General features: G+C 70.1%; 24 protein-coding genes. 14 read left to right on the top strand and 10 right to left on the bottom strand.

Annotated features, from left to right (window positions below; all coding sequences use genetic code 11):
- Window positions 1-50: 50 nt before the first annotated feature.
- Together leuS and SGRAN_RS01965 are read right to left on the bottom strand one after the other, a co-directional pair.
- Complete coding sequence (gene leuS, locus SGRAN_RS01970; protein ID WP_067180294.1) at window positions 51-2,615, bottom strand: leucine--tRNA ligase; 2,565 nt, start codon at window positions 2,613-2,615, stop codon at window positions 51-53.
- A 50-nt stretch (window positions 2,616-2,665) separates the two neighbouring features.
- The gene (locus tag SGRAN_RS01965; RefSeq protein WP_067186816.1) at window positions 2,666-3,130 is read right to left on the bottom strand and encodes a DUF3576 domain-containing protein; all 465 of its coding nucleotides are present in this window, start codon (window positions 3,128-3,130) and stop codon (window positions 2,666-2,668) included.
- A 339-nt stretch (window positions 3,131-3,469) separates the two neighbouring features.
- Between SGRAN_RS01965 and SGRAN_RS01960 the strand changes: the two genes are divergently transcribed.
- A complete protein-coding gene (locus SGRAN_RS01960; RefSeq protein ID WP_237233693.1) occupies window positions 3,470-4,099 on the top strand; it encodes a hypothetical protein in 630 nt (209 codons plus the stop codon).
- Here SGRAN_RS01960 and SGRAN_RS01955 read toward each other — a convergent pair.
- Window positions 4,072-4,728 carry a thiamine phosphate synthase gene (locus SGRAN_RS01955; protein ID WP_067180288.1) on the bottom strand — a complete coding sequence of 219 codons (657 nt, stop codon included), beginning with the start codon at window positions 4,726-4,728 and terminating at the stop codon, window positions 4,072-4,074. The two genes, SGRAN_RS01960 and SGRAN_RS01955, sit on opposite strands and share 28 nt — an antisense overlap.
- Before the next feature lie 62 nt (window positions 4,729-4,790).
- On the opposite strand from SGRAN_RS01955, the gene SGRAN_RS01950 reads away from it, so the two are divergent.
- Both SGRAN_RS01950 and SGRAN_RS01945 read left to right on the top strand, forming a co-directional pair.
- Window positions 4,791-5,453 carry a YggS family pyridoxal phosphate-dependent enzyme gene (locus SGRAN_RS01950; RefSeq protein ID WP_067180286.1) on the top strand — a complete coding sequence of 221 codons (663 nt, stop codon included), beginning with the start codon at window positions 4,791-4,793 and terminating at the stop codon, window positions 5,451-5,453.
- A gap of 31 nt (window positions 5,454-5,484) precedes the next feature.
- Window positions 5,485-6,828: an MFS transporter gene (locus SGRAN_RS01945; protein WP_067180283.1), complete on the top strand. Its 1,344-nt coding sequence runs from the start codon at window positions 5,485-5,487 to the stop codon at window positions 6,826-6,828.
- Between the two features lie 25 nt (window positions 6,829-6,853).
- On the opposite strand, the gene SGRAN_RS01940 is transcribed toward SGRAN_RS01945, so the two are convergent.
- Complete coding sequence (locus SGRAN_RS01940) at window positions 6,854-8,572, bottom strand: NADPH-dependent assimilatory sulfite reductase hemoprotein subunit (RefSeq protein WP_067180281.1); 1,719 nt, start codon at window positions 8,570-8,572, stop codon at window positions 6,854-6,856.
- Window positions 8,573-8,583: 11 nt separating this feature from the next.
- The gene (locus tag SGRAN_RS01935) at window positions 8,584-10,413 is read right to left on the bottom strand and encodes an assimilatory sulfite reductase (NADPH) flavoprotein subunit (RefSeq protein ID WP_237233692.1); all 1,830 of its coding nucleotides are present in this window, start codon (window positions 10,411-10,413) and stop codon (window positions 8,584-8,586) included.
- A 353-nt stretch (window positions 10,414-10,766) separates the two neighbouring features.
- On the opposite strand from SGRAN_RS01935, the gene SGRAN_RS01930 reads away from it, so the two are divergent.
- Window positions 10,767-11,405 carry a peroxiredoxin gene (locus tag SGRAN_RS01930; protein ID WP_067180278.1) on the top strand — a complete coding sequence of 213 codons (639 nt, stop codon included), beginning with the start codon at window positions 10,767-10,769 and terminating at the stop codon, window positions 11,403-11,405.
- A gap of 43 nt (window positions 11,406-11,448) precedes the next feature.
- Here the strand turns inward: SGRAN_RS01930 and SGRAN_RS01925 are convergent, their stop codons facing one another.
- A complete protein-coding gene (locus SGRAN_RS01925; protein ID WP_067180275.1) occupies window positions 11,449-11,967 on the bottom strand; it encodes a DUF4402 domain-containing protein in 519 nt (172 codons plus the stop codon).
- 161 nt (window positions 11,968-12,128) lie between these two features.
- Between SGRAN_RS01925 and msrB the strand changes: the two genes are divergently transcribed.
- Together msrB and SGRAN_RS01915 are read left to right on the top strand one after the other, a co-directional pair.
- Window positions 12,129-12,530 carry a peptide-methionine (R)-S-oxide reductase MsrB gene (msrB, locus tag SGRAN_RS01920; protein ID WP_067111696.1) on the top strand — a complete coding sequence of 134 codons (402 nt, stop codon included), beginning with the start codon at window positions 12,129-12,131 and terminating at the stop codon, window positions 12,528-12,530.
- Window positions 12,531-12,621: 91 nt separating this feature from the next.
- Entirely contained in the window at window positions 12,622-14,832 is a 2,211-nt protein-coding gene (locus tag SGRAN_RS01915; protein WP_067180274.1) for a transglycosylase domain-containing protein, read from the top strand.
- 70 nt (window positions 14,833-14,902) lie between these two features.
- On the opposite strand, the gene SGRAN_RS01910 is transcribed toward SGRAN_RS01915, so the two are convergent.
- The 3 genes from SGRAN_RS01910 to SGRAN_RS01900 are packed head-to-tail and all read right to left on the bottom strand — an operon-like array spanning window position 14,903 to window position 16,690.
- A complete protein-coding gene (locus SGRAN_RS01910) occupies window positions 14,903-15,631 on the bottom strand; it encodes a M48 family metallopeptidase (RefSeq protein WP_237233688.1) in 729 nt (242 codons plus the stop codon).
- Window positions 15,612-16,058: a YcgN family cysteine cluster protein gene (locus tag SGRAN_RS01905; RefSeq protein ID WP_067180271.1), complete on the bottom strand. Its 447-nt coding sequence runs from the start codon at window positions 16,056-16,058 to the stop codon at window positions 15,612-15,614. Before SGRAN_RS01905 ends, SGRAN_RS01910 begins: the two co-directional genes overlap by 20 nt.
- On the bottom strand, window positions 16,046-16,690 hold the full coding sequence (locus SGRAN_RS01900) for an SCO family protein (RefSeq protein WP_210434190.1): 645 nt from the start codon (window positions 16,688-16,690) through the stop codon (window positions 16,046-16,048). Before SGRAN_RS01900 ends, SGRAN_RS01905 begins: the two co-directional genes overlap by 13 nt.
- A gap of 86 nt (window positions 16,691-16,776) precedes the next feature.
- On the opposite strand from SGRAN_RS01900, the gene SGRAN_RS01895 reads away from it, so the two are divergent.
- From SGRAN_RS01895 to SGRAN_RS01880, 4 genes are all read left to right on the top strand, one after another.
- On the top strand, window positions 16,777-17,397 hold the full coding sequence (locus tag SGRAN_RS01895) for an ankyrin repeat domain-containing protein (RefSeq protein ID WP_067180269.1): 621 nt from the start codon (window positions 16,777-16,779) through the stop codon (window positions 17,395-17,397).
- Window positions 17,398-17,653: 256 nt separating this feature from the next.
- Entirely contained in the window at window positions 17,654-18,931 is a 1,278-nt protein-coding gene (gene ribB, locus SGRAN_RS01890) for a 3,4-dihydroxy-2-butanone-4-phosphate synthase (RefSeq protein WP_067180267.1), read from the top strand.
- Window positions 18,931-19,356 carry a 6,7-dimethyl-8-ribityllumazine synthase gene (gene ribH, locus SGRAN_RS01885; RefSeq protein WP_067180264.1) on the top strand — a complete coding sequence of 142 codons (426 nt, stop codon included), beginning with the start codon at window positions 18,931-18,933 and terminating at the stop codon, window positions 19,354-19,356. The genes ribB and ribH overlap by 1 nt, the downstream gene beginning before the upstream one ends.
- Window positions 19,349-19,957, top strand: a complete 609-nt coding sequence (locus tag SGRAN_RS01880) for a hypothetical protein (RefSeq protein ID WP_067180263.1) — start codon at window positions 19,349-19,351, stop codon at window positions 19,955-19,957. Before ribH ends, SGRAN_RS01880 begins: the two co-directional genes overlap by 8 nt.
- 46 nt (window positions 19,958-20,003) lie before the next feature.
- On the opposite strand, the gene SGRAN_RS01875 is transcribed toward SGRAN_RS01880, so the two are convergent.
- The gene (locus SGRAN_RS01875; RefSeq protein WP_067180260.1) at window positions 20,004-21,089 is read right to left on the bottom strand and encodes an alkene reductase; all 1,086 of its coding nucleotides are present in this window, start codon (window positions 21,087-21,089) and stop codon (window positions 20,004-20,006) included.
- A 113-nt stretch (window positions 21,090-21,202) separates the two neighbouring features.
- Here SGRAN_RS01875 and SGRAN_RS01870 point away from each other — a divergent pair, with 113 nt between their 5' ends.
- Genes SGRAN_RS01870 through feoB form a run of 4 tightly spaced genes read left to right on the top strand, consistent with a single transcriptional unit; the run spans window position 21,203 to window position 24,976 of the window.
- Complete coding sequence (locus SGRAN_RS01870) at window positions 21,203-22,117, top strand: DMT family transporter (protein ID WP_082737039.1); 915 nt, start codon at window positions 21,203-21,205, stop codon at window positions 22,115-22,117.
- Window positions 22,117-22,800 (top strand): COQ9 family protein, encoded by a 684-nt coding sequence (locus tag SGRAN_RS01865; protein ID WP_082737038.1) that lies wholly within the window; start codon window positions 22,117-22,119, stop codon window positions 22,798-22,800. The genes SGRAN_RS01870 and SGRAN_RS01865 overlap by 1 nt, the downstream gene beginning before the upstream one ends.
- A 53-nt stretch (window positions 22,801-22,853) precedes the next feature.
- On the top strand, window positions 22,854-23,105 hold the full coding sequence (locus tag SGRAN_RS01860) for a FeoA family protein (protein ID WP_067180255.1): 252 nt from the start codon (window positions 22,854-22,856) through the stop codon (window positions 23,103-23,105).
- Complete coding sequence (feoB, locus tag SGRAN_RS01855) at window positions 23,102-24,976, top strand: ferrous iron transporter B (protein ID WP_067180253.1); 1,875 nt, start codon at window positions 23,102-23,104, stop codon at window positions 24,974-24,976. The genes SGRAN_RS01860 and feoB overlap by 4 nt, the downstream gene beginning before the upstream one ends.
- Window positions 24,977-24,985: the final 9 nt, after the last annotated feature.

Below are 24,985 nucleotides of genomic sequence, written 5' to 3'. Positions count from 1 at the left end.
TAGCGGCCCTTTCGCATTCAACGAAGCCGGAGAGTCGGCAGCATCCATCTTCAGGGAACGATATTCACCAGCCGGTCGGGGACGACGATCACCTTTTTCGGCGATGCGCCGCCGAGCAGGTCGGCGATGCGAGGCCGCGCCAGCGCCGCGGCCTCCGCCGCCTCCTTGTCCGCGCCCTTGGCCAGCGTCATCGTATCGCGCAGCTTGCCGGCGATCTGGATCGCGATCGTCACCTCGTCGTCGACGAGCAGCGCCGGATCGGCGGCCGGCCATGCCGCGTCGGCGACCATCGCGGCGCTGCGCCGGCTGTCGGGAAGCGCCGCCCACGCCTCTTCGGCAAGGTGCGGCATCATCGGCGCGACGAGCAGGATCAGCGTCCGGCACGCCTCGCCGCGGGTCGCCGAGGGCTTCGCCTTCTCGATCTCGTTGGCGAGCGCGTGGATCTTCGCCACCGCCTTGTTGAAGCCGAGCGCCTCGATGTCGGCGGCGACCCCGGCGATCGCCTGGTGCAGCTTGCGCGCGAGCGCCTTGTCCTCACCGCCATCGCCGACGGCCTCGGTCTCGCCGAAGATCCGCCACAATCGCTGCACGAAGCGCCACGCACCCTCGATTCCCGCCTCGCTCCACGGCAGGTCGCGCTCGGGCGGGCTGTCGGAGAGCATGAACCAGCGCGCCGCGTCGGCGCCATATTGGTCGAGGATGGCGTCGGGATCGACGACATTCTTCTTCGACTTCGACATCTTGATGACGCGGCCGACCGCGACGGGCGCGCCGTCGGCGTCGAGCGTCGCGCCGTCGGCGGTGCGCGTCACCTCGTCGGGGGTGAAATAGAGCGGCGGCATCCCCTCGCCCTGCGCCCGGCTATAGGTTTCGTGCGTGACCATGCCCTGCGTGAACAGGCTCGCGAACGGCTCCTTGATCTCGACCATCCCCAGCCGTTCGAGCGCGCGCGTCCAGAAGCGCGCATAGAGCAGGTGGAGGATCGCATGCTCGATGCCGCCGATATACTGGTCGACCGGCAGCCAGCGGCGGATGACCTCCGGGTCGAACGGCCGATCCGCCGGTGCGCTCGCAAAGCGCAGGAAATACCAGGAGGAATCGACGAAAGTGTCGAGCGTGTCGGTCTCGCGCTCGGCGGCGCCGCCGCACGACGGGCAGGCGACATGCTTCCACGTCGGGTGGCGCAGCAGCGGATTGCCGGGGACCGAGAAATCGACGTCCTCGGGCAACACGACGGGAAGCTGGTCCCTGGGCACCGGCACCGTGCCGCACGCGGGGCAGTGGATGAAGGGGATCGGCGTTCCCCAATAGCGCTGGCGCGACACGCCCCAGTCGCGCAGGCGCCACACGGTCGTGCCCTTGCCCCAGCCTTCATGCTCGGCGCGCGCGATGATCGCGGCTTTCGCCTCGTCGACGGTCATGCCGTCTAGGAAATGGCTGTTCACCAGCCTGCCGGGGCCGGTGTAGGCCTCGTCGCCGGCAAAGACCTGTTCGGTCTCGTCGCCGTCGGCGATCACGCGGTGGACCGGCAGGCCATATTTGCGCGCAAAATCGAGGTCGCGCTGGTCGTGCGCCGGGCAGCCGAAGATCGCGCCGGTGCCATAATCCATCAGCACATAGTTCACGACCCACACCGGCAGATGCCAGTCGGGGTCGAGCGGATGCTGGACCGATACGCCGGTGTCGAAGCCCATCTTGTCCGCGGTTTCGAGCTGTTCGGCCGAGGTGCCCTGGCGCCGGCATTCGGCGATGAAGGCCGCGAGTTCGGGCGAATCCTTGGCGAGGCGCTCGGCGAGCGGATGGTCGGGTGCGATCGCCGCGAAGCTCGCGCCGTACAGCGTGTCGGGGCGCGTCGTGAAGACATCGAACCCCGGCGCGCCGCCCGCGAGGCGGAATGAGAATTCCAGCCCCTGTGACTTGCCGATCCAGTTCTCCTGCATCAGCCGCACCTTGTCGGGCCAATGGTCGAGGCTCTTGAGCCCGTCGAGCAGATCGTCGGCAAAGGCGGTGATCTTCAGGAACCACTGCGACAGCTTCTTCTTCTCGACCGACGCGCCCGACCGCCAGCCGCGCCCATCGATCACCTGCTCGTTGGCGAGCACGGTCATGTCGACCGGGTCCCAGTTGACGTAGCTTTCCTTGCGCGTGACCAGCCCCGCGGCGAACAGATCGAGGAACAGCGCCTGTTCCTGCCCGTAATAGTCGGGCTCGCAGGTCGCGAGCTCGCGGCTCCAGTCGATCGCGAGGCCGAGGCGCTTCAACTGCGCGCGCATCGCGGCGATATTGTCGCGCGTCCAGCCGCCGGGATGGACCCCCTTTTCCATCGCCGCATTCTCGGCCGGCATGCCGAAGGCGTCCCAGCCCATCGGGTGGAGCACCGCGTGCCCGGTCATCCGCTTGAAGCGCGCGAGCACGTCGCCCATCGCATAGTTGCGGACGTGCCCCATATGGATGCGCCCCGACGGATAGGGGAACATCTCGAGGATATAGGCTTTCGGCTTGTCGCCCCCGACCATATCTTTGGTGTCGTCGGTGGCAAAGCTGTTCGCGGCCTCCCACGCCGCCTGCCAGCGGGCGTCGGCAGCCAGGGCGCCAAAGCGCGATTCGCGGGTCATGTCCTGTTTACCCCGTTGTCTGTCGGTTGGCGCGGGTCCGCGCCGGAGAATTAGCCTTCGAACGCGCTGCGGCGCAGGTCGCGGGCGCGGGTGAGGATGATCTCCTCCAGCTTCTGCACCGTCGCCGCCTGCACCGGCGCGTCGACCCAGCCGCCGCCCTGCGCAACCTGGCGCGACGCGGCGACGCGCAGCGCGTCGGCGCGCAGATCCTGGTCGAGGATCGAAACCGTCACCTTCATGCGCTCGTTCGGGTTGCTCGGATTGGCGTACCAGTCGGTGATGATCACCCCGCCCGACGAATCGGCCTGGAGCAGCGGCATGAACGACAGCGAATCGAGCGACGCGCGCCACAGATAGCTGTTCACGCCGATCGTCGTCACCTGCGACGCGGCGAGGTCGGCCTTGGGCCGTTCCTTCCCGCCGCCGCACCCCGCGAGGCCGAGCGCCGCGACGCCGAGCAGGGCGAGCGCCGCCGGGCGGCGGCCGAGCCGGGCAAGGAAGGAAAGCTGGGGCATGCCGAATACCTTATCATGGGGCGCCGCCGGGCCGGGCGGCCGGCTGCGCTGCGGGAATTGCAAGCGTCTCTATCGCCGTTGCCGCCGTCCGGCAAGCGCGGCAATGCGCCATCCGCCGCGGTCCCGACTGTGGTCATCGTGCAACAATCCGGGCAAAAGCGGGCATGGGACGATCGGGCGAAGCGGAAACGCTGGCAATCCGGCGGCAGCCGTCCTATCTGAAGATTCGATTGGGGTTGGAGTCGCAGGATAATGGCGCGGAAACCGCGACATTTTTGGAGGGGTAGCGTCGTCGTTCTGGCGACCCTTTCGCTTGCCCTGCCCCCTGCTCTCGCCGCGATGAGCCGCGCCGACCGCATCCGCGACACGACGCTGTCGCAGACCCTGCTCGGCCAGTTCACCCCCGCGTCGGGCGATCCACGCCTGATCGCGCGCTATGCCCGCATGTCGGAAGAATCGCGCCGCGCGTTCAGCTTCACCCCCGCGATCACCGACGACAGCCGCAAGAATCGCGCGATCACCGTCGTGATCCGCGCCCGCGACGAGGCGTCGAGCGCCGCACGCACCGCCGCGCTGGCCGCCGGGCGCAGCAAGACACCGATCGGCATCGCCCCCGTCGCCTATGATCTGGGCGCATCGGTCGGCTTCCAGAAGTTCGTGACCCCGGCGCTGCCGAGCGGCACCGACCTGCGCAACCTGCCCGTCGCCAAGGCGCCCGAGCAGGAAGAGGCCAAGTCGCGCTTCGCCACCCGCGTCATCAACCGCGCCAGCGATCCGGCGGGCGCGACCGACCGCATCACCGCGCCGGGCGACAACCAGAGCGTCGATGTCGTCAGCAGCTATCGCCTGACGAAGAATCTCGATGTCACCGCGGGCGTGCGCTATCGTACCGACGACCGCTTCCAGCCGCTGACCGATTCGCGCCGCGACAGCCAGGCGGTCTATGTCGGGACGGCGTTCCGCTTCTGACGCTGCTGGCGCTTCGCCGCTTTCATCTTTCCCCGATCATCCCACGCGTCGATCGCCGCCCAGCCGGGCAGGGCGATGCCGCTGCCCGCCGCGCGGCGGCGCAGCGCGCGCGCGCGCGCCGGCGTCATGCCGCCGAGCGCGACCGCCTGCCCGCCCGCCAGCCGCGCGAGCCGCAACCACTCGGCGGCGGACAGCGTCGGCGCGCCGGGGTGCGAACGCGTCGGATGGAGCGGCGAGACGAACACCGCCTGCGCCCCGGCACGACGCGCGCCGCGCGCCTCGGCGCGGTCGTGGACAGCCATCGTGCGAACCAGATCCAGCCGCCGCGCCTGCGCCGCCGCGCCGCCGCCCTGCCGACGCAGATGCACGCCGTCGGCGCCCCAGCGCCGCGCCAGTGCCGGCGGCCCCGCGAGCAGCAGCGACAGGTGCCGCGCCCGCGCGATGCGCGCGAGCCGCCGGAACAGGCGCCAGCGCGCACCGGGCGCCAGCCCGTCGTGCCGCACGACGATACCGCTGCCCGGCGGCAGCAGCACCGCCAGCCGCGCGAGCGGCGTCGCGGCGCGTTCGTCGGTGAACAACCAGACACCGGAAAGGCGGGCACCGCGCGGCGGGGGGTGGCGTCGAGGCATCGCTCTTCCTATAGGCGCGTCGGGGCAGCGCGCAACGCGCACGCCACCCGGAGGCGAACGGAATGGACCAAGCGGCAGAGCGGCTGGCGGAGGTGCGGGGCAACATCGCGGCGGCGGCGAAGCGCGCCGGCCGCGAGGCCGACGCCGTCTGCCTGATCGCGGTGTCGAAGACGCACGACGCCGACGCCATCCGCCCGCTGATCGCCGCCGGCCAGCGTCATTTCGGCGAGAATCGCGTGCAGGAGGCCGCAGCCAAATGGCCCGCGCTGCGCGCCGAAGCATCCGGCATCGCGTTGCACCTGATCGGCCGGCTCCAGTCGAATAAGGCCGAGGATGCGGTGACGCTGTTCGACGCGATCCACTCGGTCGACCGCCTGTCGCTGGTGCAGGCGCTGGCGAAGGCGTGCGACCGGCTGGACCGGCGCCCGCGCCTCTTCGTCCAGGTCAATGTCGGCGACGAGGCGCAGAAGGGCGGCTGCGCGGTCGCCGACCTGCCCGCATTGCTCGCCGATGCGGCGGACGCCGGATTGCGCATCGAGGGGCTGATGGCGATCCCCCCGGCGGACCGCGAACCCGCGCCCTATTTCGCGCTGCTCGACGAACTCGCCGAACGGCACGCGCTGCCGCTGCGCTCGATGGGGATGAGCGGCGATTATCCGACCGCGGTGATGCTGGGCGCGACGCACGTGCGCGTCGGCACCGCCCTGTTCGGGGCGCGGGACTAAGGAAGACAGCAGCGTCGGGGAGGAAAGCGAGATGGACCATGAACAGACAGCCGACCTTCCCTATCTGAAGAAGGTGGTCGGCGCGTCGATGGCCGGCACCGTCGTCGAATGGTATGAATTCTTCCTCTACGGCACCGCCGCGACGCTGGTGTTCGGCAAGCTCTTCTTCCCCGACACCGGCAACGAGCTCGACGGCATCATCGCGGCCTTCGCCACCTATGCCGTCGGTTTCCTCGCCCGGCCGCTGGGCGGGGTGGTGTTCGGCCATGTCGGCGACCGCATCGGCCGCAAGGCGCTGCTCCAGCTCAGCCTCGTGCTGATCGGCGTGTCGACCTTCCTGATGGGCTGCCTGCCGAGCTTCGACAGCATCGGCTATTGGGCGCCGGCGCTGCTGGTGCTGCTGCGCTTCGTGCAGGGCTTCGCGCTCGGCGGCGAGTGGGGCGGGGCGGTGCTGCTCGTCACCGAGCACAGCCCGAACCGCAGCCGCGCCTTCTGGGGCAGTTTCCCGCAGGCGGGAGTGCCGCTCGGCAACCTGCTCGCGACCGCGGTGCTGCTGATCCTCGCGGCGACGCTATCCGACGCGGATTTCCTCGCCTGGGGCTGGCGCGTCGGCTTCTGGCTGTCGGCGGTGATCGTCGTCATCGGCTATTATATCCGCACCCAGGTCAGCGACTCGCCGATCTTCGAGGAGGCGCGGGCGCACGCCGAGGCCTCGGCCGAAGCGGGCTATGGTCTTACCGAGGTGTTTCGCCACTATCCGCGCGGCGTGTTCACCGCGATGGGTCTGCGTTTCGGCGAGAATATCGTCTATTACATGGTGGTCACCTTCTCGATCACCTATCTCCACCACCGCGAGATCGACACGACGCGCATCCTCGCGCTGCTGTTCGCCGCGCACATCCTCCACGTCGTCGCGATTCCGCTGGTCGGCGCGCTCGCCGACCGGATCGGGCGCCGGCCCGTCTATATCGCCGGGGCCGCGCTCACCATGGTCTGGCCGTTCCTCGCTTTTCCGATGTTCGACACCGGCGCCACCGCGACGATCCTCGCCGCGATCATGCTCGGCCTCGCGATCCACGCACTGATGTATGCGCCGCAGCCCGCGATCATGGCGGAGATGTTTCCGACGCGCATGCGCTATTCGGGCGTGTCGCTCGGCTATCAGGTGACGGCGATCGTCGCGGGGTCGTGGGCGCCGCTGATCGGCACCGCGCTGCTGCGCGAATATGACAGCTGGACCCCGATCGCCGTCTATATCGCCATCGCCGCCGCGGTCAGCCTGCTGTCGGCGCTGGCGATGCGCGAGACCAGGGGGGCGTCGCTGCTCGCGCTCGACGAAGCCGACCGCAACCGCCCGGCGGCGGCGGCGCGCTGATCGGCCCTTTGCCCGAAGACGCGCCCTAATCGTTCGAGAAGCGGCCCTCGGTCACTTCGCGGACGATGCCCGCGCGGATGGTGAAATCGCCGAAATGCTCGCCCGGCTGCCGCTCGGCGGCATAGCGGCCCAGCGTCTCGTCGAGCGTCTCGAGGATCGCCGCCTCGCCGATATTCTCGCGATAGAGGCGCCCGAGGCGCTGGCCGTGGAAACCGCCGCCCAGATAGAGATTATATTTGCCCGGCGCGCGGCCGGTCAGCCCGATCTCGGCGATATAGGGGCGGGCACAGCCGTTGGGACACCCCGTCATGCGCAGCGTGATCGGCTCCTTTTCCAGCCCGTGGCGCGACAGGATCGCCTCGATGCGGGTGATCAGGCTGGGCAGATAGCGTTCGCTGTCCGCCATCGCGAGGCCGCAGGTCGGCAGCGCGACGCATGCCATCGCATTGAGCCGCAGCGTGCTGCGCGCGTTGAGCGCGGCAAGCCCGGTCTCGGCGAGCAGCGCCTCGATCGCCGGCCGGTCGGCAGCGGCGACCCCGGCGATCATCAGATTCTGGTTGGGGGTCAGGCGGAAATGCCCCTTGTGGACGCGCGCGATCCGTTCGATCCGGTCGAGCAGATCGCGGTCGAGCCGGCCGTTCTCGACGAACAGCGTATAATGGTGGACGCCATCGTCCGATTCGGTCCAGCCATAGCGGTCGGCGTTCGAGGTGAAGGCATAGGGGCGCGCGGGGTCGAGCGGCCCGGCGCGATCCTCGATCGCCGCCTTGATCCAGTCGAGCCCCTTGTCGTCGATCGTATATTTGAACCGCGCCCGCGCGCGGTCGGCGCGGTTGCCATAGTCGCGCTGGACGCCCATCACCGCCTCGGTCACCGGATAGAGCCGGTCGGGGGTGATGAAGCCGATCACCGACGCGGTGCGCGGATAGGTGTGCGGCGCCTTGTCGGTGCGCCCCATGCCGCCGCCGATCGCGACGTTGAAGCCGGCGATTCGCCCGTCCCCGCCGACGATGGCGATATAGCCGAGGTCCTGGGCATAGATGTCGATGTCATTGTTCGGCGGGATGACGAAGCCGATCTTGAATTTGCGGGGCATGTAGGTGCGCCCGTAGAAAGGCTCCTCGGGGCCCGAGGCCGCGACCCGTTCCTCGCCGTACCAGATTTCGTGATAGGCGCCGGTCCTGGGGATCACATGGTCGCTGACCGCCTTCGCCAGATCGGCGAGTTCGGCCTGGAGCGCGGGGAATTCGGGATAGACGGTCGCCATCACGCCGCGCGAATCGTCGCCGCACGCCGCCACCGTGTCGAGCAGCACCTCGTGCAGCCCGCGGATCAGCGGGACGAGGTCCTGCTTGAGCACCCAGTGGAACTGAAAGGTCTGGCGCGTCGTCATGCGCAGCGTCTCGCCGCCGTGCGCGCAGGCCAGTTCGGCGATCTTCAGCCAGCGTTCGGTCGTGCAGATGCCGCCGGGCAGGCGGACGCGGATCATGAACTGAAAGGCGGGCTCCAGCTTCTGCCGGCGGCGCTCGTCGCGGACGTCGCGGTCGTCCTGCTGATAGATACCGTGGAACTTCATCAGCTTGATGTCGTTGCCGGGCACCGCGGAGGTAATGCGGTCGAGCAGCCCGAGCGCGATCGTCCCGCGCAGCTGGTCGCTTTCGGCCTTCAGCGTCTCGTCGGGGCTCAGCCGGTCGAGCGGCTGCGACACGTCCTGGCTGCGGTCGGTGGGGGGAAGCAGGTCCATCGGGCGGTTCCTCAATAAATGTCGCGCTGGTAGCGGCCGTCGCGCTGCAGATCGCGCAGATACTCCTCGGCATCCTCGATCTGGACGCTCGCCTGTTCGGCGATCAGCGCGACCAGCGCGGCGTGGACGTCGGGCGCGAGCCGCGCCGCGTCGCCGCAGACATACAGGTGCGCGCCCTCCTCCAGCCAGGCATGGACGTCGCGCGCCTGCTCGCGGAGGCGGTGCTGGACGTAGAGCTTTTGCGCGCCGTCGCGCGAGAAGGCGACGTCCATCCGTGTCAGCGTGCCGTCGGCCAGCCATTGCTGCCATTCGGTCTGGTAGAGGAAGTCGCTGCGGAAATGACGCTCGCCGAAAAACAGCCACGCCCGGCCGCCACCGCGCGCCTCGCGCTCCTGCAGGAAGGCGCGATAGGGGGCAACGCCGGTGCCGGCGCCGATCATGATGATCGGCCGTCCCTCGGGCGGCAGGCGGAAATGCGGATTGGCCTGGATATAGACGGGAACCACCGAGTCGATTTCCACGCGGTCGGCGATCTGGCCGGAGGCAACCCCCGACCGCGGCTGGTCGTGCAGCGCATAGCGCACCGGCGCAACGGTGATATGCGCCTCGTCGGGGCAGGCGGCGAGGCTGGACGCGATCGAATAGAGCCGCGGCTGGAGCGGTCGCAGCCCATCGGCGAAGCGCTGCGGATCGACGCCTTTCAGCGGAAAGGCGCGGACGATGTCGACGATATGGTTGGCGTGGAGGAAGGCCGCGCGCTCGCCGCTGTCCATCGCCGCGAACACGTCGCCCGTTCCGGTCAGCGCGCCCCAATGGTCGAGGAAACGCAGCGTCGCGGTCGTCACCTCAAGCGACGTCGCCAGCGCCTCTTCCAGCGTCGTCGCCTTGCCCTTGAGGGTCAGCGGCGCGCTGCCCGACAGGTCGAGCGCGGTCAGCAGCGCCTCGACCGCCGCCGGGTCGTTGCGCGCGACGAACCCCAGCGCGTCGCCGGGCTGATAGCTGAGCCCCGATCCCGCGAGCGACAGCTCGACATGCTGGGTCTCCTTGCTCGACCCGCGCCCCGACAGGCGGATCTTCTCGATCACCGTCGCCGGAAAGGGATTGCGCTTGTCGTGGCCGGCATCCGGGGCGGACGCGGGCGCCGCACCGGCCGGCGCGGCCGGCACCGCGGGCACCGCTTCGGCCTGTTCGGCGGCGAGCAGCGCCAATATGTCGACGCTCCATTCGGCCGCGGGCTCGTCGAAATCGACGTCGCAGTCGACGCGCGGACGCAGTCGCTGCGCCCCCAGCGCCTCCAGCCGCGCGTCGATCCGCTTGCCGGCGCCGCAGAACTGCTCATAGCTCATGTCGCCGAGCGCGAGGACGGCATAGCGCAGATCGGGCAGCGGCGGCGCCTTGCGGCTCTCGACGAAATCGAAGAAATCGGCCGCCGGCTGCGGCGGGTCGCCCTCGCCATGGGTGGCGACGACGATCAGCAGGTCCTGCTCGTCCTTCAGCCGGCGCGGCTTGTAGTCGGCCATGTCCGACAGCACCGGAGCGAGACCCTGCGCGGTCGCCGCGGCGGCGAGGCTCTTCGCCAGTTCGGCGCCGTTGCCGGTCTCGGTGCCATAGAGGATGGCGAGCGTGCGCGCCGCCGGGCGCGGCGCAGCGGGGGCCGACGGCGTCAGCGGCGCCGCACCGCCGCCGCGCGCCAGTCCCAGCGCCAGCCCCGCGAAATAGCCGCTCGCCCAGCGCGCCTGCTCGGCGGTCAGCGTCGCGCCCAGCGCCTCGACCAGCCCGGCCTGCTCGCCCGTCAGCAGGGCAGGGGCATGCTGCGGTGCCGTCATGATTTCAGCCGTCATCTCTCTCGACCCTTCGACGATAGGGAGGCGCTTCGCCTCCGGCTGCCCACTCGTATGCGGCGCGGCAGCGAGGCGAGCGCAATGGCGGCGCAGATCGCACGGCGGGCGGAAAACTGGCAAAGGAAATGTTGGGAATCCGCGGCGATAATAAGTTGGGATCGGCCAAAGGATTCTTTACCGCTTCAATAAGCAGCAAAAATTTTTATGATGATGTTCAATATATTTTCTGTTTAATGCTCCGATCCTGCAGTCATCACGGGATTCAATATTTGATTTGCGCCGCCCAACAATATCTAGGTTCGGTCGCCTGCTGCCTTCTGCGATGGTCGCCGCCATTGCCAAGGAGAGCTGACATGTCGATTTTGCTGGGACAGGCCGCACCCGATTTTGAACAGGAAAGCACCGCGGGGACCATTCGCTTCCACGAATGGCTCGGCGACTCGTGGGGGCTGCTGTTCAGCCACCCCAAGGATTATACGCCGATCTGCACCACCGAGCTGGGTGAGGTCGCGCGGCTGCGCGGCGAGTGGGACAAGCGCGGGGTCAAGACGATCGGCCTGTCGGTCGATCCGCTCGACTCGCATTTCGGCTGGGCGAAGGACATCGAGGAAACGCAGGGGCAGAAGCTCGACTATCCGCTGCTCGCCGATTTCGACGGCAAGGTCTCGGCGCTCTACGAGATGATCCATCCCGATTCGGACCCGACCTATACGGTGCGCTCGGTGTTCGTCGTCGACCCGAACAAGAAGATCCGGCTGATCCTGACCTATCCGCCCAGCTCGGGCCGCAATTTCGCGGAGATATTGCGGGCGATCGACAGCCTCCAGCTCACCGACGCGCAGCCGGTGGCGACCCCGGTCAACTGGAACCCCGGCGATGCGGTCATCATCTCGCCGAAGCTGTCCGACGCGGACGCGAAGCAGCGCTTTCCGCAGGGATTCAAGACATTGAAGCCCTATCTCCGCTCGGTCGAACTCGAAGCCTCGGCCTGACGCGCGCAACGGCGGGTCCGCATCGGCCTGGGGTGCGGACCCACTATTGATATTCGACCGTCACCGGGATGCGGCCGCGATAATCGCCGTCGTCGAGCCCCGCGACCTGCAGGCGGCCACCGAAGCGGAAACGCAGCCGGCCGTCGGGGCCGAGCCGCGGCGCCGGCGGCAGGTCGGTGACGAGCCCGGTGACGCGCGCCGCGCGCCCGCTGTCGCTTTCGAGGTCGACCACCGCCGGCAGCACGACGCGCACCGCCGCGCCCGGCTCGCCGCGCACCGACACCACCCCCGACAGCGCGAAACCCCCGAGATCGAAGAGCGCACCGCGCAGCCGCCGCGCGCCCGATACGGGGTCGATCTCGACCTCGCCGCCCGCGGCGCCGACCGCGACGCGGCCCATGTCGAGCTGCGTCTCGATCTCGACGCGCAGCGGCGTTTCCGCGGTGGGCCCGATTCGCGGCGCGGCCCCGGCTGCGGCGCCGGGCGCGCACAGCAGGCATTGCGCCGCCGCCGGCGCCGCCGCGAAAGCCAGGATCGGAACGAGGGCGAGGGGCCATCTCACGCCCCCACCCTGCCACGATCATGGTTAAGTGCGCGTAAAGCCGCCCCGTCGCAAAGGGGGGCAGCCTCCGCCCGCCCCCTTGCGACGCGGCGGCGGCGGGCCGATATATGCGAGCGGAAGGCCGCGCCGCCCCGCCGCGCGCACCCGCAAGGAGAGCCCCGATGACCGACAACCGAACCGCCCTCGACCCGATGGCGCATCATGTGCTGCGCGAAAGCGGCACCGAGCGCGCCTTCACCGGCAAATACAATGATTTCAAGGGCGACGGCATCTATCGTTGCGCCGGCTGCGGCGCGCCGCTGTTCGACAGCCGCACCAAATATGACAGCGGCTCGGGCTGGCCGAGCTACACCGCCCCCGCAAACGAGGGCGCGGTCAGCGAGCATCGCGATACGCGCCACGGCATGACGCGGATCGAGGTGCGCTGCGCCGCGTGCGAAGGCCATCTCGGCCATGTCTTTCCCGACGGCCCCGGCCCGGCGGGCCTGCGCTATTGCATCAACAGCGCGGCGCTTGACTTCGCCGAGCGCGGACGGGATGAGGCGGAGACCGGCGCGGGCTGACCAGGGTCAGGACCCTACATCCCTCGCGCCCAAGGGGCCGACGTCAACGGGCTGTGACTGACAGGGCGCAGCGAGGGAAGGAACACGGACTTTGCGCCGCGAACGACAGCCGGCTTCGTCGGGAAAATCCTCGTCTTCGGGCAAAACGCCCCGCTCGGGCGCGGCGGCGCTGCCGCGCTGGCGGCTGTGGCTGCGCCGCGCCGTCCGCTGGGGGCTGGCGCTCGCCTTCGTCGGCGCGGTCGCACTGGCGGTCGCGGTCGGGCTCGCGGTGCAGCGGATGCCCAGCTTCGAGGCGCTCAAGAAATCGCCCGCCGGCCAGACGGTGCGCATCCACGCCGCCGACGGCACCGTCTTCTTCTCGCTCGGGCCGAACTACGGGCGCTGGCTGACGCTGCGCGAGGTGCCGCAGGTGATGCAGGATGCGATGGTCGCGGTCGAGGACCGCCGCTTTCGCTATCACCCCGGCCTCGACCCGGTCGGGATGACCCGCGCGGCGGTGTTCGCGGTGCGCACCCACGGCACCGGGCGGCGCATGCAGGGCGCCTCGACGATCACCCAGCAGCTGGCGCGCAACATCTTCCTGTCGAACAGCTACACTTGGACGCGCAAGGGGCGCGAGATGGTGCTCGCGCTCGCGCTCGAATGGAAATTCTCGAAGGACGAGCTGCTCGAACTCTATCTGAACAAGGTCTATTTCGGCGGCGGCAGCTATGGCGTCGACGCCGCGTCGCGCCGCTTCTTCGGGCATAGCGCGACCCAGATGTCGCTGTCGGAGGCGGCGGTGATCGCGGGGCTGGTCAAGGCGCCGTCGCGCTATTCGCCGACCGCCGACGCGCAGGCGGCGCTGGGCCGCGCCGGCGTCGTGCTCGAAACGATGGTCGACGCGGGCTTCATCACCCGCTCGCAGGCCGCCGGCGCCGAGCCCGCCAACGTCCAGCTCGCGCAGGAGACGGGACAGAACAGCGCGCGCTATTTCACCGACTGGGCGCTGCCGCAGCTCGACATGCTGATCGACGAGGGCAACGAGCCGCTCGACGTCTACACGACGATCGACCTCGGCATGCAGCGCGCGGCGACCGCGGCGATCCAGGCCAACGCCCCCGGCGGCGTGCAGGGCGCGCTCGTCGCGCTCGACCGCGACGGCGCGGTGCGCGCGATGGTCGGCGGCACCGATTACGTCACCTCCAACTACAACCGCGCGACGCAGGCGGTGCGCCAGCCGGGGTCGGCGTGGAAGCTGTTCGTCTACATGGCCGCGCTCGAGGCGGGCTACAAGGTCGACGACCAGGTCGTCGACGAGCCGGTGACGATCAACGGCTGGAGCCCGCGCAACTCGTCGGGGCGCTTCGCCGGACCGATGAGCCTGCGCACCGCCTTCGCCTATTCGGTGAACACCGTCGCCGCGAAGCTGGGCGACGAGATCGGCTTTTCGTCGGTCGCCAACATGGCGCGCCGGCTGGGCATCACCACCCCGATCAACACCCATCCGTCGATGGTGCTGGGCAGCGCGGAAGTGCGCGTGATCGACATGACCGCCGCCTTCGCCGCGGTCGCACGCGGCGGCGTGTCGGTGCAGCCCTATGGCATCACGCGGGTGACCACCGCCGACGGCCGCCTGCTCTATCAGCGCCCCGCCGAGCGCGGGCAGGTGCTGGTCGATCACTGGGTCGCCGCCGGCATCACCGACCTGCTCCAGACCGCGGTCAACACCGGCACCGGCAAGGCGGCGCAGATCGGGCGCCCGGTCGCGGGCAAGACCGGCACGACGTCGAGCAACAAGGACGGCTGGTTCCTCGGCTTTTCGAGCGGCATCACCACCGGCGTGTGGATGGGCCGCGACGATGCGAAGCCGGTCGGCGGGCTGCAGGGCGGCCGCGCGCCGGCGCGCGCCTTCGCCGACTTCATGCGCGTCGCGGTCGCCAAGCGCCCGATCGAGCCCTTCGATACCGAGGTCAAGCTGCCCGAATGGCAGCTCGAAGAGGATGGCGAAGCCTATTTCGGCGCCCCCGAGGAGGACGGCGCGCTGGTCGACGAGAACGGCATGCCGATCGAACTGCCCGCGCTCGGCCCGCCGCCCGAAGAAGGCGCCGCCGCGCCGCCGCCCCCGCCCGCCGACGGCCCGGTGCTGAACCAGCAGTGGATCGAGGAGCAGACCGGCCGCCGCCCGCCCGCCGACCCCGGCGCGGCGCCCAGGGCCGTGCCGCAGCTCAAGGCCCCGCCGGCCGCCGCCCCGAAGATCATCGTCCCCCTGCCCAAAACCCCGGCGCGCCCGCCGAACGGCGAGGGCGACCGGACGGGGTGACGTTCGGCAAGGACGTCCCCACGAGCGGCGAAACCGCGCGGCAATCCAGATCGGGCGTCGGCCGCTCCGGTCAGCCGAAACGATAGCGGTGCAGCCCGCGCCCTTCGCGGCGCAGCCAGGCGCGCGCGGCGGCGACGTCGCCGTCGTGCAGCGCCGCGACGAGCGCGTGGAACGCGGGGCCGTGGTCCATGTGCGCGAGGTGCGCGACCTCGTGCGCGACGGTGGCGCGGCGGACATGGTCGGGCGCCAGGATCAGCCGCCAGCTATAGCGCAGGTCGCCCGCGGCGGTGCAGCTTCCCCAGCGGCTGCGCGGGTCGCCGACCCCGACGCGGCCGACGCGCAGCCCCGCCGCCGCCGCGATCGCGCGGCTTTCGCGCTCCATCAGCGCCAGCGCCTCGACCTTCAGCCAGCGCTCGACCCGTCGCCCCACCCCGGCGGCCGGACCGCCGACATGCAGGGCATCGTCCGCCAGCCGCACCGCGCGCGGCGCGGAGACCGACCAGAGGATGCGCCGCTCGACCCCGAACAAGGGCAGCAGCGTGTCGGGTCCGACCGTCACCGGCGCCGCCGCCTTGCCGACCTGTTCGGCGAGCCAGTCCTGCTGCTCGCTCGCCCAGCGCAGCGCCTTGGCGCTGTTCCCGCGGCGCGGCAGCGTCAGCCGCAGTTCGGCGCGCGCGGCGTCGAGGACGAGGCGATAGCGCCGCGCGCGGGCATGGTGGACCAGCCGCACCGGCCAGACCTCGTCGCCGATCCGGATCTGCGGCGCCTCCGCCGCGCGATCAGACGACGCGTTCCACAAGATGGTTCTCCAGCGGCCCGGCGAAATCCTCACCGACCGTCCAGCCGACGATCGATTCGCCCGCGCGGTGCACCGCGTCGCGGTCGCCGCACACCAGATAGTGCCAGTCGGGCAGCGGCCGCCCCTCGGCGCGCAGTCGGTAGGCGCAGCTTTGCGGCAGCCATTCGATCTCGGCGACCTTGGCCTTGGTCAGCGTCAGGCAGTCGGGGACGTGGCGGCGGCGGTGCCGATAGTCGCCGCACCGCGCGGTCGTCAGGTCGAGCAGGCGGCACGCGACATTGGTCGGATAGATGCGGCCCGTGTCCTCGTCCTCCAGCTTGTGGAGGCAGCATTTGCCGCAGCCGTCGCACAGCGCCTCCCACTCGCCGGCGTCGAGGCTGGCGAGCGGCGCCTCCCAGAAGCGGCGCGCGGGCGTTACTTCACCCATTTCGCCAGCTCGGCGGCGACCTCGGCCGGCGCGCCCTCGTCGCCATCGGTCGACGGGTCGTCGAGCGGCAGCATCGCGAGCGGCTTGTCGTCGGGGTCCATCAGGAAGGCGATCTGGCTGTGCGCCATCAGGTAGCGGTCGGGCGCCGATCCCGCGACCTTGTTGTAAACGACGGCATAGTCCTTCGCGACCGCCGCAATCTGTTCGGGAGTGCCGGTGAGGCCGAGCAGGCGCGGGTGATAGCGCGCGACGAAAGGCTTCAGCGCCGCGGGCGTGTCGCGCGCCGGGTCGACGGTGACGAACAGCGGCTGCACCTTCGCGCCCCGCGCGGGGTCGGCCTTTTCGAACTGCGCCAGCCCGCGCATCAGCTTCTGCAAATCGACCGGGCAGATGTCGGGACAATAGCTGTAGCCGAAATAGACGATGCGGTATTTCCCCGCGAAATCGCTATCGCGCACCGTGCGGCCGTCCTGGTCGGTCAGCGTGAAGGGGCCGCCGATCCGCGCCCCGGCGAGCGGCGGCTGCGCCTCGGGCGCCTTGGCCGGGCCGCCGCACGCGGCGAGCGCGGTGCAAAAGACGAGCATCAGGCTTGCGCGGAGCAGGCTTCGGGCGATATTCAGGCCGTTCATCATCGGGCCAGCCTTGCGGGGCTAGACGCCGAAAATCAACCTTTGTCGTCGCTGGGGGGACGACGATCCTGTTCGGGGGTTCTTCGATCATGTCCAGGCGCGCGTCCTTTCGCTTCGCTTCCACCCTGCTGATCGCGGCGACGCTGGGGACGCTTGCCGTTCCGGGCGCGCAGGCGCAGTTCCGCGGCGGCTATGCCTTTCTGCAAGCGGTCGAGAATCGCGACGGCAACAAGGCGACCGACGCGTTGAAGGACGATTCGACGCTGATCAACGCGCGCAACCCCGACACGGGGGAAACCGCGCTGGCGATCGTCGTCAAGCGCCGCGACGCGACCTGGCTGCGCTTCCTGCTCGGCAAGGGCGCCGACCCGGCGATCGCCGACCGGCAGGGGGTGACGCCGCTGATGCACAGCGCGCTGCTCGACTTCACCGACGGCGCGGACGAACTGCTGAACCGGAACGCGCCGGTCGACCAGACCAACCGCCGCGGCGAAACCGCGCTGATCCTGGCGGTGCAGGCAAAGAACAGCGCGATGGTCCGCCTGCTCGTCCGGCGCGGCGCCAACCCCGACAAGGCCGACCATATCGCTGGCATGTCGGCGCGCGACTATGCGAAGCGCGACGACCGCAGCGGCCAGCTCCTCACGCTGCTCGACGCCAAGCCCGACGCGCCGATGCGCGACATCGGGCCGGTCTTCGGGCCGAAGTGACCCGGCCGGCTGCGGGGCTTTCCCTGCCTCGCACTTCTTCCAGCACGGTGTCGTTCCCCGGCGAAAGCCGGGGTCCACGCAGGGCAGCGCTACGCCATCTGGACCCCGGCTTTCGCCGGGGCGCTGGCCTGAGGGGCATGGCCCCGACTTGATCCGGGGTGAGGAGAAGCATTCGCACGCCCTCCAAAACCCGACAATGCAGTATCAATGTGATATCCGCATTGACATTCACACCACAGTGTGAAAACTGCCCTCCATGTCCACGCAACTCATCGAGCGCATCCGCGCCATCGTCGATGACGGCAGCATGTCCCGCTCGGGGCTTGCGCGCGCCGCCGGTCTTCATGCCAACAGTCTGCGCGACCTCGAATCGCCCGGCTGGAACCCCACCGCCGAAACGCTGCGCAAGCTCGAAAGCTGGCTGACGCACGGCAGCGACCTGTCGCCGATGGCGACGCCCGAGGAGATCATCGCGGAGGCGCGCAACGGCCGCATGTTCATCCTCGTCGACGACGAGGACCGCGAGAATGAGGGCGACCTCGTCATCCCGGCGCAGATGGCGACCCCCGACGCGATCAACTTCATGGCCACCCACGGGCGCGGGCTCGTCTGCCTGACGCTGACCCGCGAGCGCGTCGAACAGCTCGGCCTCGAACTGATGAGCCGCAACAACGGCACCCGCCACGAAACCGCCTTCACCACCTCGATCGAGGCGCGCGAGGGGGTCACCACCGGCATTTCGGCGGGCGACCGCGCGCGCACCGTCTCGGTCGCGATCGACGCGGGCAAGGGCCGCGACGACATCGTCACCCCGGGCCATGTCTTTCCGCTGATCGCGCGCGACGGCGGCGTGCTGGTGCGCGCCGGCCATACCGAGGCCGCGGTCGACATCAGCCGCCTCGCCGGGCTCAACCCCTCGGGCGTGATCTGCGAGATCATGAACGACGACGGGACGATGGCGCGGCTCGACGACCTGATCCCCTTCGCGCGGCGCCACGGGCTCAAGATCGGGACGATCGCCGACCTGATCGCCTATCGCCACCGCAACGACCGGCTGGTCGAATGCGTGTCCGACGAACCCTTCGAATCGGATTACGGCGGCGACTGGCGGCTCAAATCCTATCGCAACAAGATCGACGGGTCGGTGAACCTCGTGCTGCAGAAGGGCGTCGTCGATCCCGAGGCGGTCACGCTGGTGCGGATGCATCCGGTGTCGATCTTCGACGACATCATGGGCCGGCCGGGGCCGCGCAAGCGCCGCCTGCAGCGCTCGATGGAGGCGATCGGCGCGGCCGGCGCCGGCGTCATCGTGATGCTGATGCGCCCGCTGCCCGGCTCGGCCGCCGCCGATGCCAGCCCGCCGCCCGCCGGCGGCATGGACCTGCGCACCTATGGCATCGGCGCGCAGATTCTCGCCGACCTCGGCGTCCATGCGATGGAGCTGCTCACCCCGTCGCACACCAATATCGTCGGGCTGGAAGGCTATGGCCTGTCGATCGTCGGCGAGCGCGCGATCCCGGGGGAGGCGGCCTGATGGCGCATGTCCTGATCGTCGAAGCGCGCTTCTATTCGCATCTCAACGACATGCTGCTCGACGGCGCGCGCCGCGCGGTCGAGGCGGCGGGACACAGCCACGAGACGGTGACCGTCCCCGGCGCGCTCGAGGTGCCCGCCGCCATCGCGCTGGGCGCGGAGACCGGACGCTTCGACGCCTATGTCGCGCTCGGCGTCATCATCCGCGGCGAGACCTATCATTTCGAGGTGGTGTCGAACGAAAGCGCGCGCGGGCTGATGGCGCTGACCCTCGACGGGCTGGCGATCGGCAACGGCATCCTGACCGTCGAGGACGAGGCGCAGGCGCTGGCGCGCGCCGACCGGACGCGGGGGGACAAGGGCGGCGGGGCGGCGAAGGCCGCGCTGGCGATGCTCGACCTGAAGGAAAAATTCGGCATTGGCTGACCGGCCGCCCCCCAGCCGCTACGCGATCGTCGAGCGCGGCGGGCGGCTGGTGGTGCTCGACCGCGACACCGGCCGGACGCCGCCGACCGCCGCCGAGCGGATGGCCGAGCACGACCGGCGGATGGGCAACGAGCCGATCCGCCCCGCCGCGCGCGCCGTCCCCGAAATCCCGGCGCCTGCCAAAATCCCCGAAGCGCCCCCGCCGCCCGCACGCCCCGCGGCCGATCGCGCGGTCGCAGCCAAGGCGAATCGCAAGCAGCCGTGGACGAATCGCGACACAAGGCCCACCGCTCCGGCCGCTCCCGCCCGCGCGTCACGACCCGCCGCCGTTGCCGCAAGCGGCCGCAAGACGATCGTCACCGGCAAATGGTGGGACGCGAAGGGTCCGCGCACGATCGCGCTCGGCCCCAGGGGCCGGCAGACGCTGTCGAGCGGCTTCACGACGCTGGCCCTCGTCCTGCTGGTCGTCGCCATCGCCGCGCTGTTCATCGCGCCGCTGGTCGCCTTCGCCGGCGCCTTCCTGCTCTTCCGCTTCGGCGGGCAGATACTGGGTCCGATCGGTGCCGGGATCGTCGACAGGGCGGTCGCCGCGCGCGATTGACCCCCACGTCGCCCCTGCTTTCGCAGGGGCGACGCGCCTTTCCGGGTCAGGCCGCAACCAGCGCCGGATAGTCGATATAGCCCTCCGGCCCCGGCGAATACCAGGTCTGCATATTGTCGGGCGCCCATGCGGCGCCGGTGCGGATGCGCTCGACGAGGTCGGGGTTGGCGATGAAGGGGCGGCCGAAGCTGATCGCGTCGGCGACGCCGCTTTCCAGCGCCGCCTTCGCCTGGTCGACGTCATAGTCGCTGTTGAGGATCAGCGGCCCGGCAAAGACCTTGCGGATCGCGGGCGACTGCTTGGGCACGTCGGTGCGGCCGAAGGTGCCGTCGGGGCCCGGCTCGCGCAGTTCGAGGAAAGCGATGCCGAGCGCGTCGAGCGCCGCCGCCGCCGCCGGGAACAGCCGCTCGGGCGCGCTGTCGTCGACGCCCTGCGAATCGCCGTTGGGCGACAGGCGCACGCCGACGCGATCGGCGCCCCACACCCCGATCAGCGCCGCGGTGACCTCGCCGAGCAGGCGGATGCGGTTCTCGACCGGGCCGCCATAGGCGTCGTCGCGCAAATTGGTCCCGTCGCGCAGGAACTGGTCGATCAGATAGCCGTTGGCGGCGTGGAGCTGGACCCCGTCGAACCCGGCTTTCCTCGCATTCTCCGCCGCCTTCGCATAATCGTCGATCAGCCGCGGAATCTCGTCGAGGCGCAGCGGCCGCGCCTCCTCATATTCGCGCCGTCCGACCGGCGTGTGCGCCTTGCCCGGCGCGGTGGTGGCCGAGGCCGACACCGGCGGGCGGCCGTCGTTGAACACCGAATGGACGACGCGGCCCATGTGCCAGAGCTGCGCGACGATGCGCCCGCCCGCGGCATGCACCGCCTCGGTCACCGGCTTCCAGCCCTCGACCTGCGCGTCGGTCCACAACCCCGGCGCCGACGGCCAGCCGAGACCTTCCTGCGAGATTCCCGTCGCTTCGGAGATAATCAGCCCCGCCGAGGCGCGCTGGCGATAATATTCGACGGCCAGCTCGTTCGGCACGAAGCCGGGGCCGGCGCGGCCGCGCGTCAGCGGCGCCATGACGATGCGGTTCGGCGCCGCGATGGCGCCCAGCTTGATCGGATCGAACAGCGTTGCGGGCATGATTCCTCCACTATCCACTTTCTGCGCGACGGCCCCGATGGCCGCCGCTATGGGCAGCGAAGCTATGGACGCTCCGGTGCCGGCACAATGCTAGGTAGCAAAAGAAAATCTAAATGACAGCGAAGATGGACAGCGGCGACGGCAGCGGGCAGGCGAAAGCGCGGGCGAACCGCTGGGCCTTCGCCGCGCTGCTCGGCGGCAATATCGCGCTGTCGCTCGGCGCGATGCTGGTGCGGCTCGCCGACGACGTCGGCCCCACCGCCTCGGCCTTCTGGCGGATGACGCTCGCGCTGCCGCTGCTGCTGCTTTTCGCGTGGCGCGAGACCGGCGGGCGGCTCCCGCCCCGCCCCGCCGTCATGGTCGCCGCCGCGGCGGGCATCTTCTTCGCGCTCGACCTCGCCGCCTGGCATGTCGGCATTCTCCAGACCAAGATCGCCAACGCGACGCTGTTCGGCAATTGCGCGAGCCTGCTGCTCGTCCTGTGGGGCATTTTCCTGACCCGCGAGCTGCCGCGCGGCTGGCAGGCGCTGGCGATCCTGCTCGCCTTCGCCGGCTCGGCGCTGCTGATGGGGCAGAGCTACGAGCTGTCGCCCGCCTATCTCGCCGGCGACCTGCTCAGCCTGCTCGCCGGAATGCTCTACACCGGCTACGTCATCCTGATGAAGCAGGTGCGCGGCACGCTGGAGCCGTGGACCGCGCTCACCATCGCGTCGGCGGTGTGCGTGCCGTTGCTCCTCGCGGTCGCGCTCGTGCTCGGCGAGCCGGTGATGCCGGGCGACTGGACGCCGCTGATCCTGCTCGCGCTGACCAGCCAGATCGTCGGACAGGGCCTGATGATCTGGTCGCTGCCGCGCTTCACGCCGCTGGTGATCGGGCTGACCCTGCTCGTCCAGCCCGCGGTGGCGGCGCTCGCCGGCTGGCTGATGTTCGGCGAGCGGCTGGGGCCGATCGACCTGTTCGGCGGCATGCTCGTCGGCGCCGCGCTCGTGCTGATTCGGTTGCCGAGCCGCCGCATGGCGCCTATCTGATGGTCATGGTCCAGTCCCCGTCCGCCGCCCTGCCCGCCGACCCGACGCTCGACGAGATTCGCGCCGCGCTCGCTCCGCTGATCGCACGCAACGCCGCGTTCGACGGCTTCGGCGACGCCGCGCTCGCCGATGCCGCGGCGCGCGCGGGCGTCGATCCGGACGTGGCGCGGCTCGCCTTTCCCGGCGGCGGCCGCGACATGGTCGACGCCTGGTTCGCCACGATCGACGCCGCGATGGCCGAACGCTGCCCGCCCGAGGCGCTGGCGACGCTCAAGATCCGTCAGCGGATCACGACGCTCGTCGAAACGCGCCTCGCGCTGATCGCGCCGGATCGCGAATCGCTGCGCCGCGCGCTGGCGCTGCTCGCGCTGCCGACCAACGCGCGCTTCGCGGCCCGACTCGGCTGGCGTGCCGCCGACCTGATGTGGCGGCTGGCGGGCGACACCGCGACCGATTTCAACCATTACAGCAAGCGCACGATCCTGGCGGGCGTCTATGCCGCGACGATGGCGGTGGCGCTGAACGACGAGAGCGAGGATTTCGCCGACACGCGCGCCTTCCTTGCGCGCCGTATCGATCAGGTGATGCGCTTCGAGGGCTGGAAGCACCGCCGCGCCGCACGCCGCACCGAACGCCCGAGCCTCGCCCGCTTCGTCGGCCGCCTGCGCTATCCGGGGCGCTGACCGCACCCAACAAAGGGCTGGCCTTCCCCCGGGGTTATTGATAATCGCTCGCAATGCTTGCGAAGCTCGATTCCTCTCCGCTCGGCACCACGGTGCGCATCGCGCGCATCGACTGGACGTCGATGACGCACGACGAAGGACGCCGGCTGCGCGAATTCGGGCTGATGGAGGGCTGCGAGGTGGTACCGATGCACCGCGGCAGCCTGTTCTCGCGCGAACCGCTCGCGCTGACCATCGGGCGGATGAAGGTCATCATCCGCGGCAAGCAGGCCGCGGCGATCGAGGTCGAACCGACGACGCCATGACCGGCCCGCTCCCCACCGTCGCGCTGGTCGGCAATCCCAATGCCGGCAAGTCGAGCCTGTTCAACGCGCTGACCGGCGCGCGGCAGAAGATCGCCAACTATCCCGGCGTCACCGTCGAGCGCAAGGCGGGCCACGCCAGCTTCGCCGACGGCCGGCCGCTGGCGCTGGTCGACCTGCCGGGCAGCTACAGCCTGACCCCGTCCAGCCCCGACGAGGCGGTGACGCGCGACGTCGTGCTCGGCCGCCAGGCGGGCGAGACGCGTCCCGACGCGCTGATCGTCGTCGTCGACGCCGCCAATCTCGACAATCATCTCTGCTTCGCGCTCGAACTGATCGCGCTCGGCCTGCCGACGGTGATCGCGCTCAACATGGTCGACCTTGCCGAGCGCGACGGGCTGACACTCGATCCCGACCGGCTGGCGCGCGAGCTGGGCGTGCCGGTGGTGCCGACCGTCGCGGTGCGGCGGCGCGGGATCGCCGAGCTGCTCGCCGCGGTCGATGCCGCGGTGCAGGCGAGCCGCGCGCAGGACGAGCCGCGGCCGCCGGCCGCAGCGCCTTCCGACGCCGCGCTCCACCAGCGCGCCCGCGCGCTCGCGCGCGCCGCGATCCTCGCCGAAACGCCGGTGCGCCGCTGGACGCAGCGCATCGATGCGATCATCCTCCACCCGGTCGCGGGCTTCCTGATCCTGCTCGCGCTGATGTTCGTGATGTTCCAGGCGGTCTATGCCTGGTCCGAAGCGCCGATCGGCTGGATCGAGGACGGCATCGCCGCCCTGCAGGGCGCGGTGACCGCCGCGCTTCCCGACGGCTTCGTGCGCGGACTGATCGTCGAGGGGCTGCTCGCGGGCGTCGGCGCGGTCGTCGTCTTCCTGCCGCAGATCCTGATCCTCTTCCTCTTCATCCTGCTGCTCGAGGCGTCGGGCTACATGACCCGCGCCGCCTTCCTGATGGACGGGCTGATGGCGAAGGTCGGCCTGTCGGGGCGCGGTTTCATCCCGCTGCTGTCGAGCTTCGCCTGCGCGGTGCCCGGAATCATGGCGACGCGGTCGATCTCGGACGAGAAGGACCGGCTGACGACGATCCTCATCGCGCCGCTGATGACCTGTTCGGCGCGCCTGCCCGTCTACACGCTGATCATCGGCGTCTTCATCCCCAACCGCGGCGTCGCGGGGACGCCGATCGGGATGCAGGGGCTGGTGCTGTTCGGCCTCTATGTCGCGGGGATCGTCGGCGCGCTCGTCGTCGCCTTCGTGCTGCGCCGCACCGTCGTGCGCGGCAGCGCGGCGGGCTTCATGATGGAGATGCCGCGCTATCAATGGCCGCGGCTGCGCGACGTCGCGATCGGGCTGTGGCAGCGCGCGTGGATCTTCCTGCGCCGTGCCGGGACGATCATCGCGATGACCACCGTCGTGCTGTGGCTGCTGCTCACCTTTCCGCAGGCCCCGGCGGACAGCGACGTGCGCCAGGTCGACTACAGCATCGCGGGCCGCATCGCCAGCGGGCTGGAGGTCGCGGTGCGGCCGATCGGCTTCAACCACGACATCGCGCTCGCGCTGATCCCGGCGATGGCGGCGCGCGAGGTCGCGGTATCGGCGATGGCGACCGCCAATGCGATCGACGCCGACGACGACGAGGAAGCCGTCGCCCAGTCGCTCGGCGAGCGCCTCCAGGGGCGCTGGAGCCTCGCCACCGCGCTCGCCTTCCTCGCCTGGTTCGTCTTCGCGCCGCAGTGCATCTCGACCATCGCGATCACGCGGCGAGAGACCAACGGGTGGAAATGGCCGCTGTTCATGGTTGGCTATTTGTTCGCGCTCGCCTATGCCGCTGCTGGTATCACTTATTGGACGGCCGTCGCCTTCGGACTCGGCTGATCCCCCAAC

The organism is Sphingopyxis granuli, assembly GCF_001559015.1.
Lineage (GTDB): Bacteria > Pseudomonadota > Alphaproteobacteria > Sphingomonadales > Sphingomonadaceae > Sphingopyxis > Sphingopyxis granuli.
Note: the sequence above shows the minus strand (reverse complement) of the source record. Positions and strands in the feature narration are given on the sequence as shown.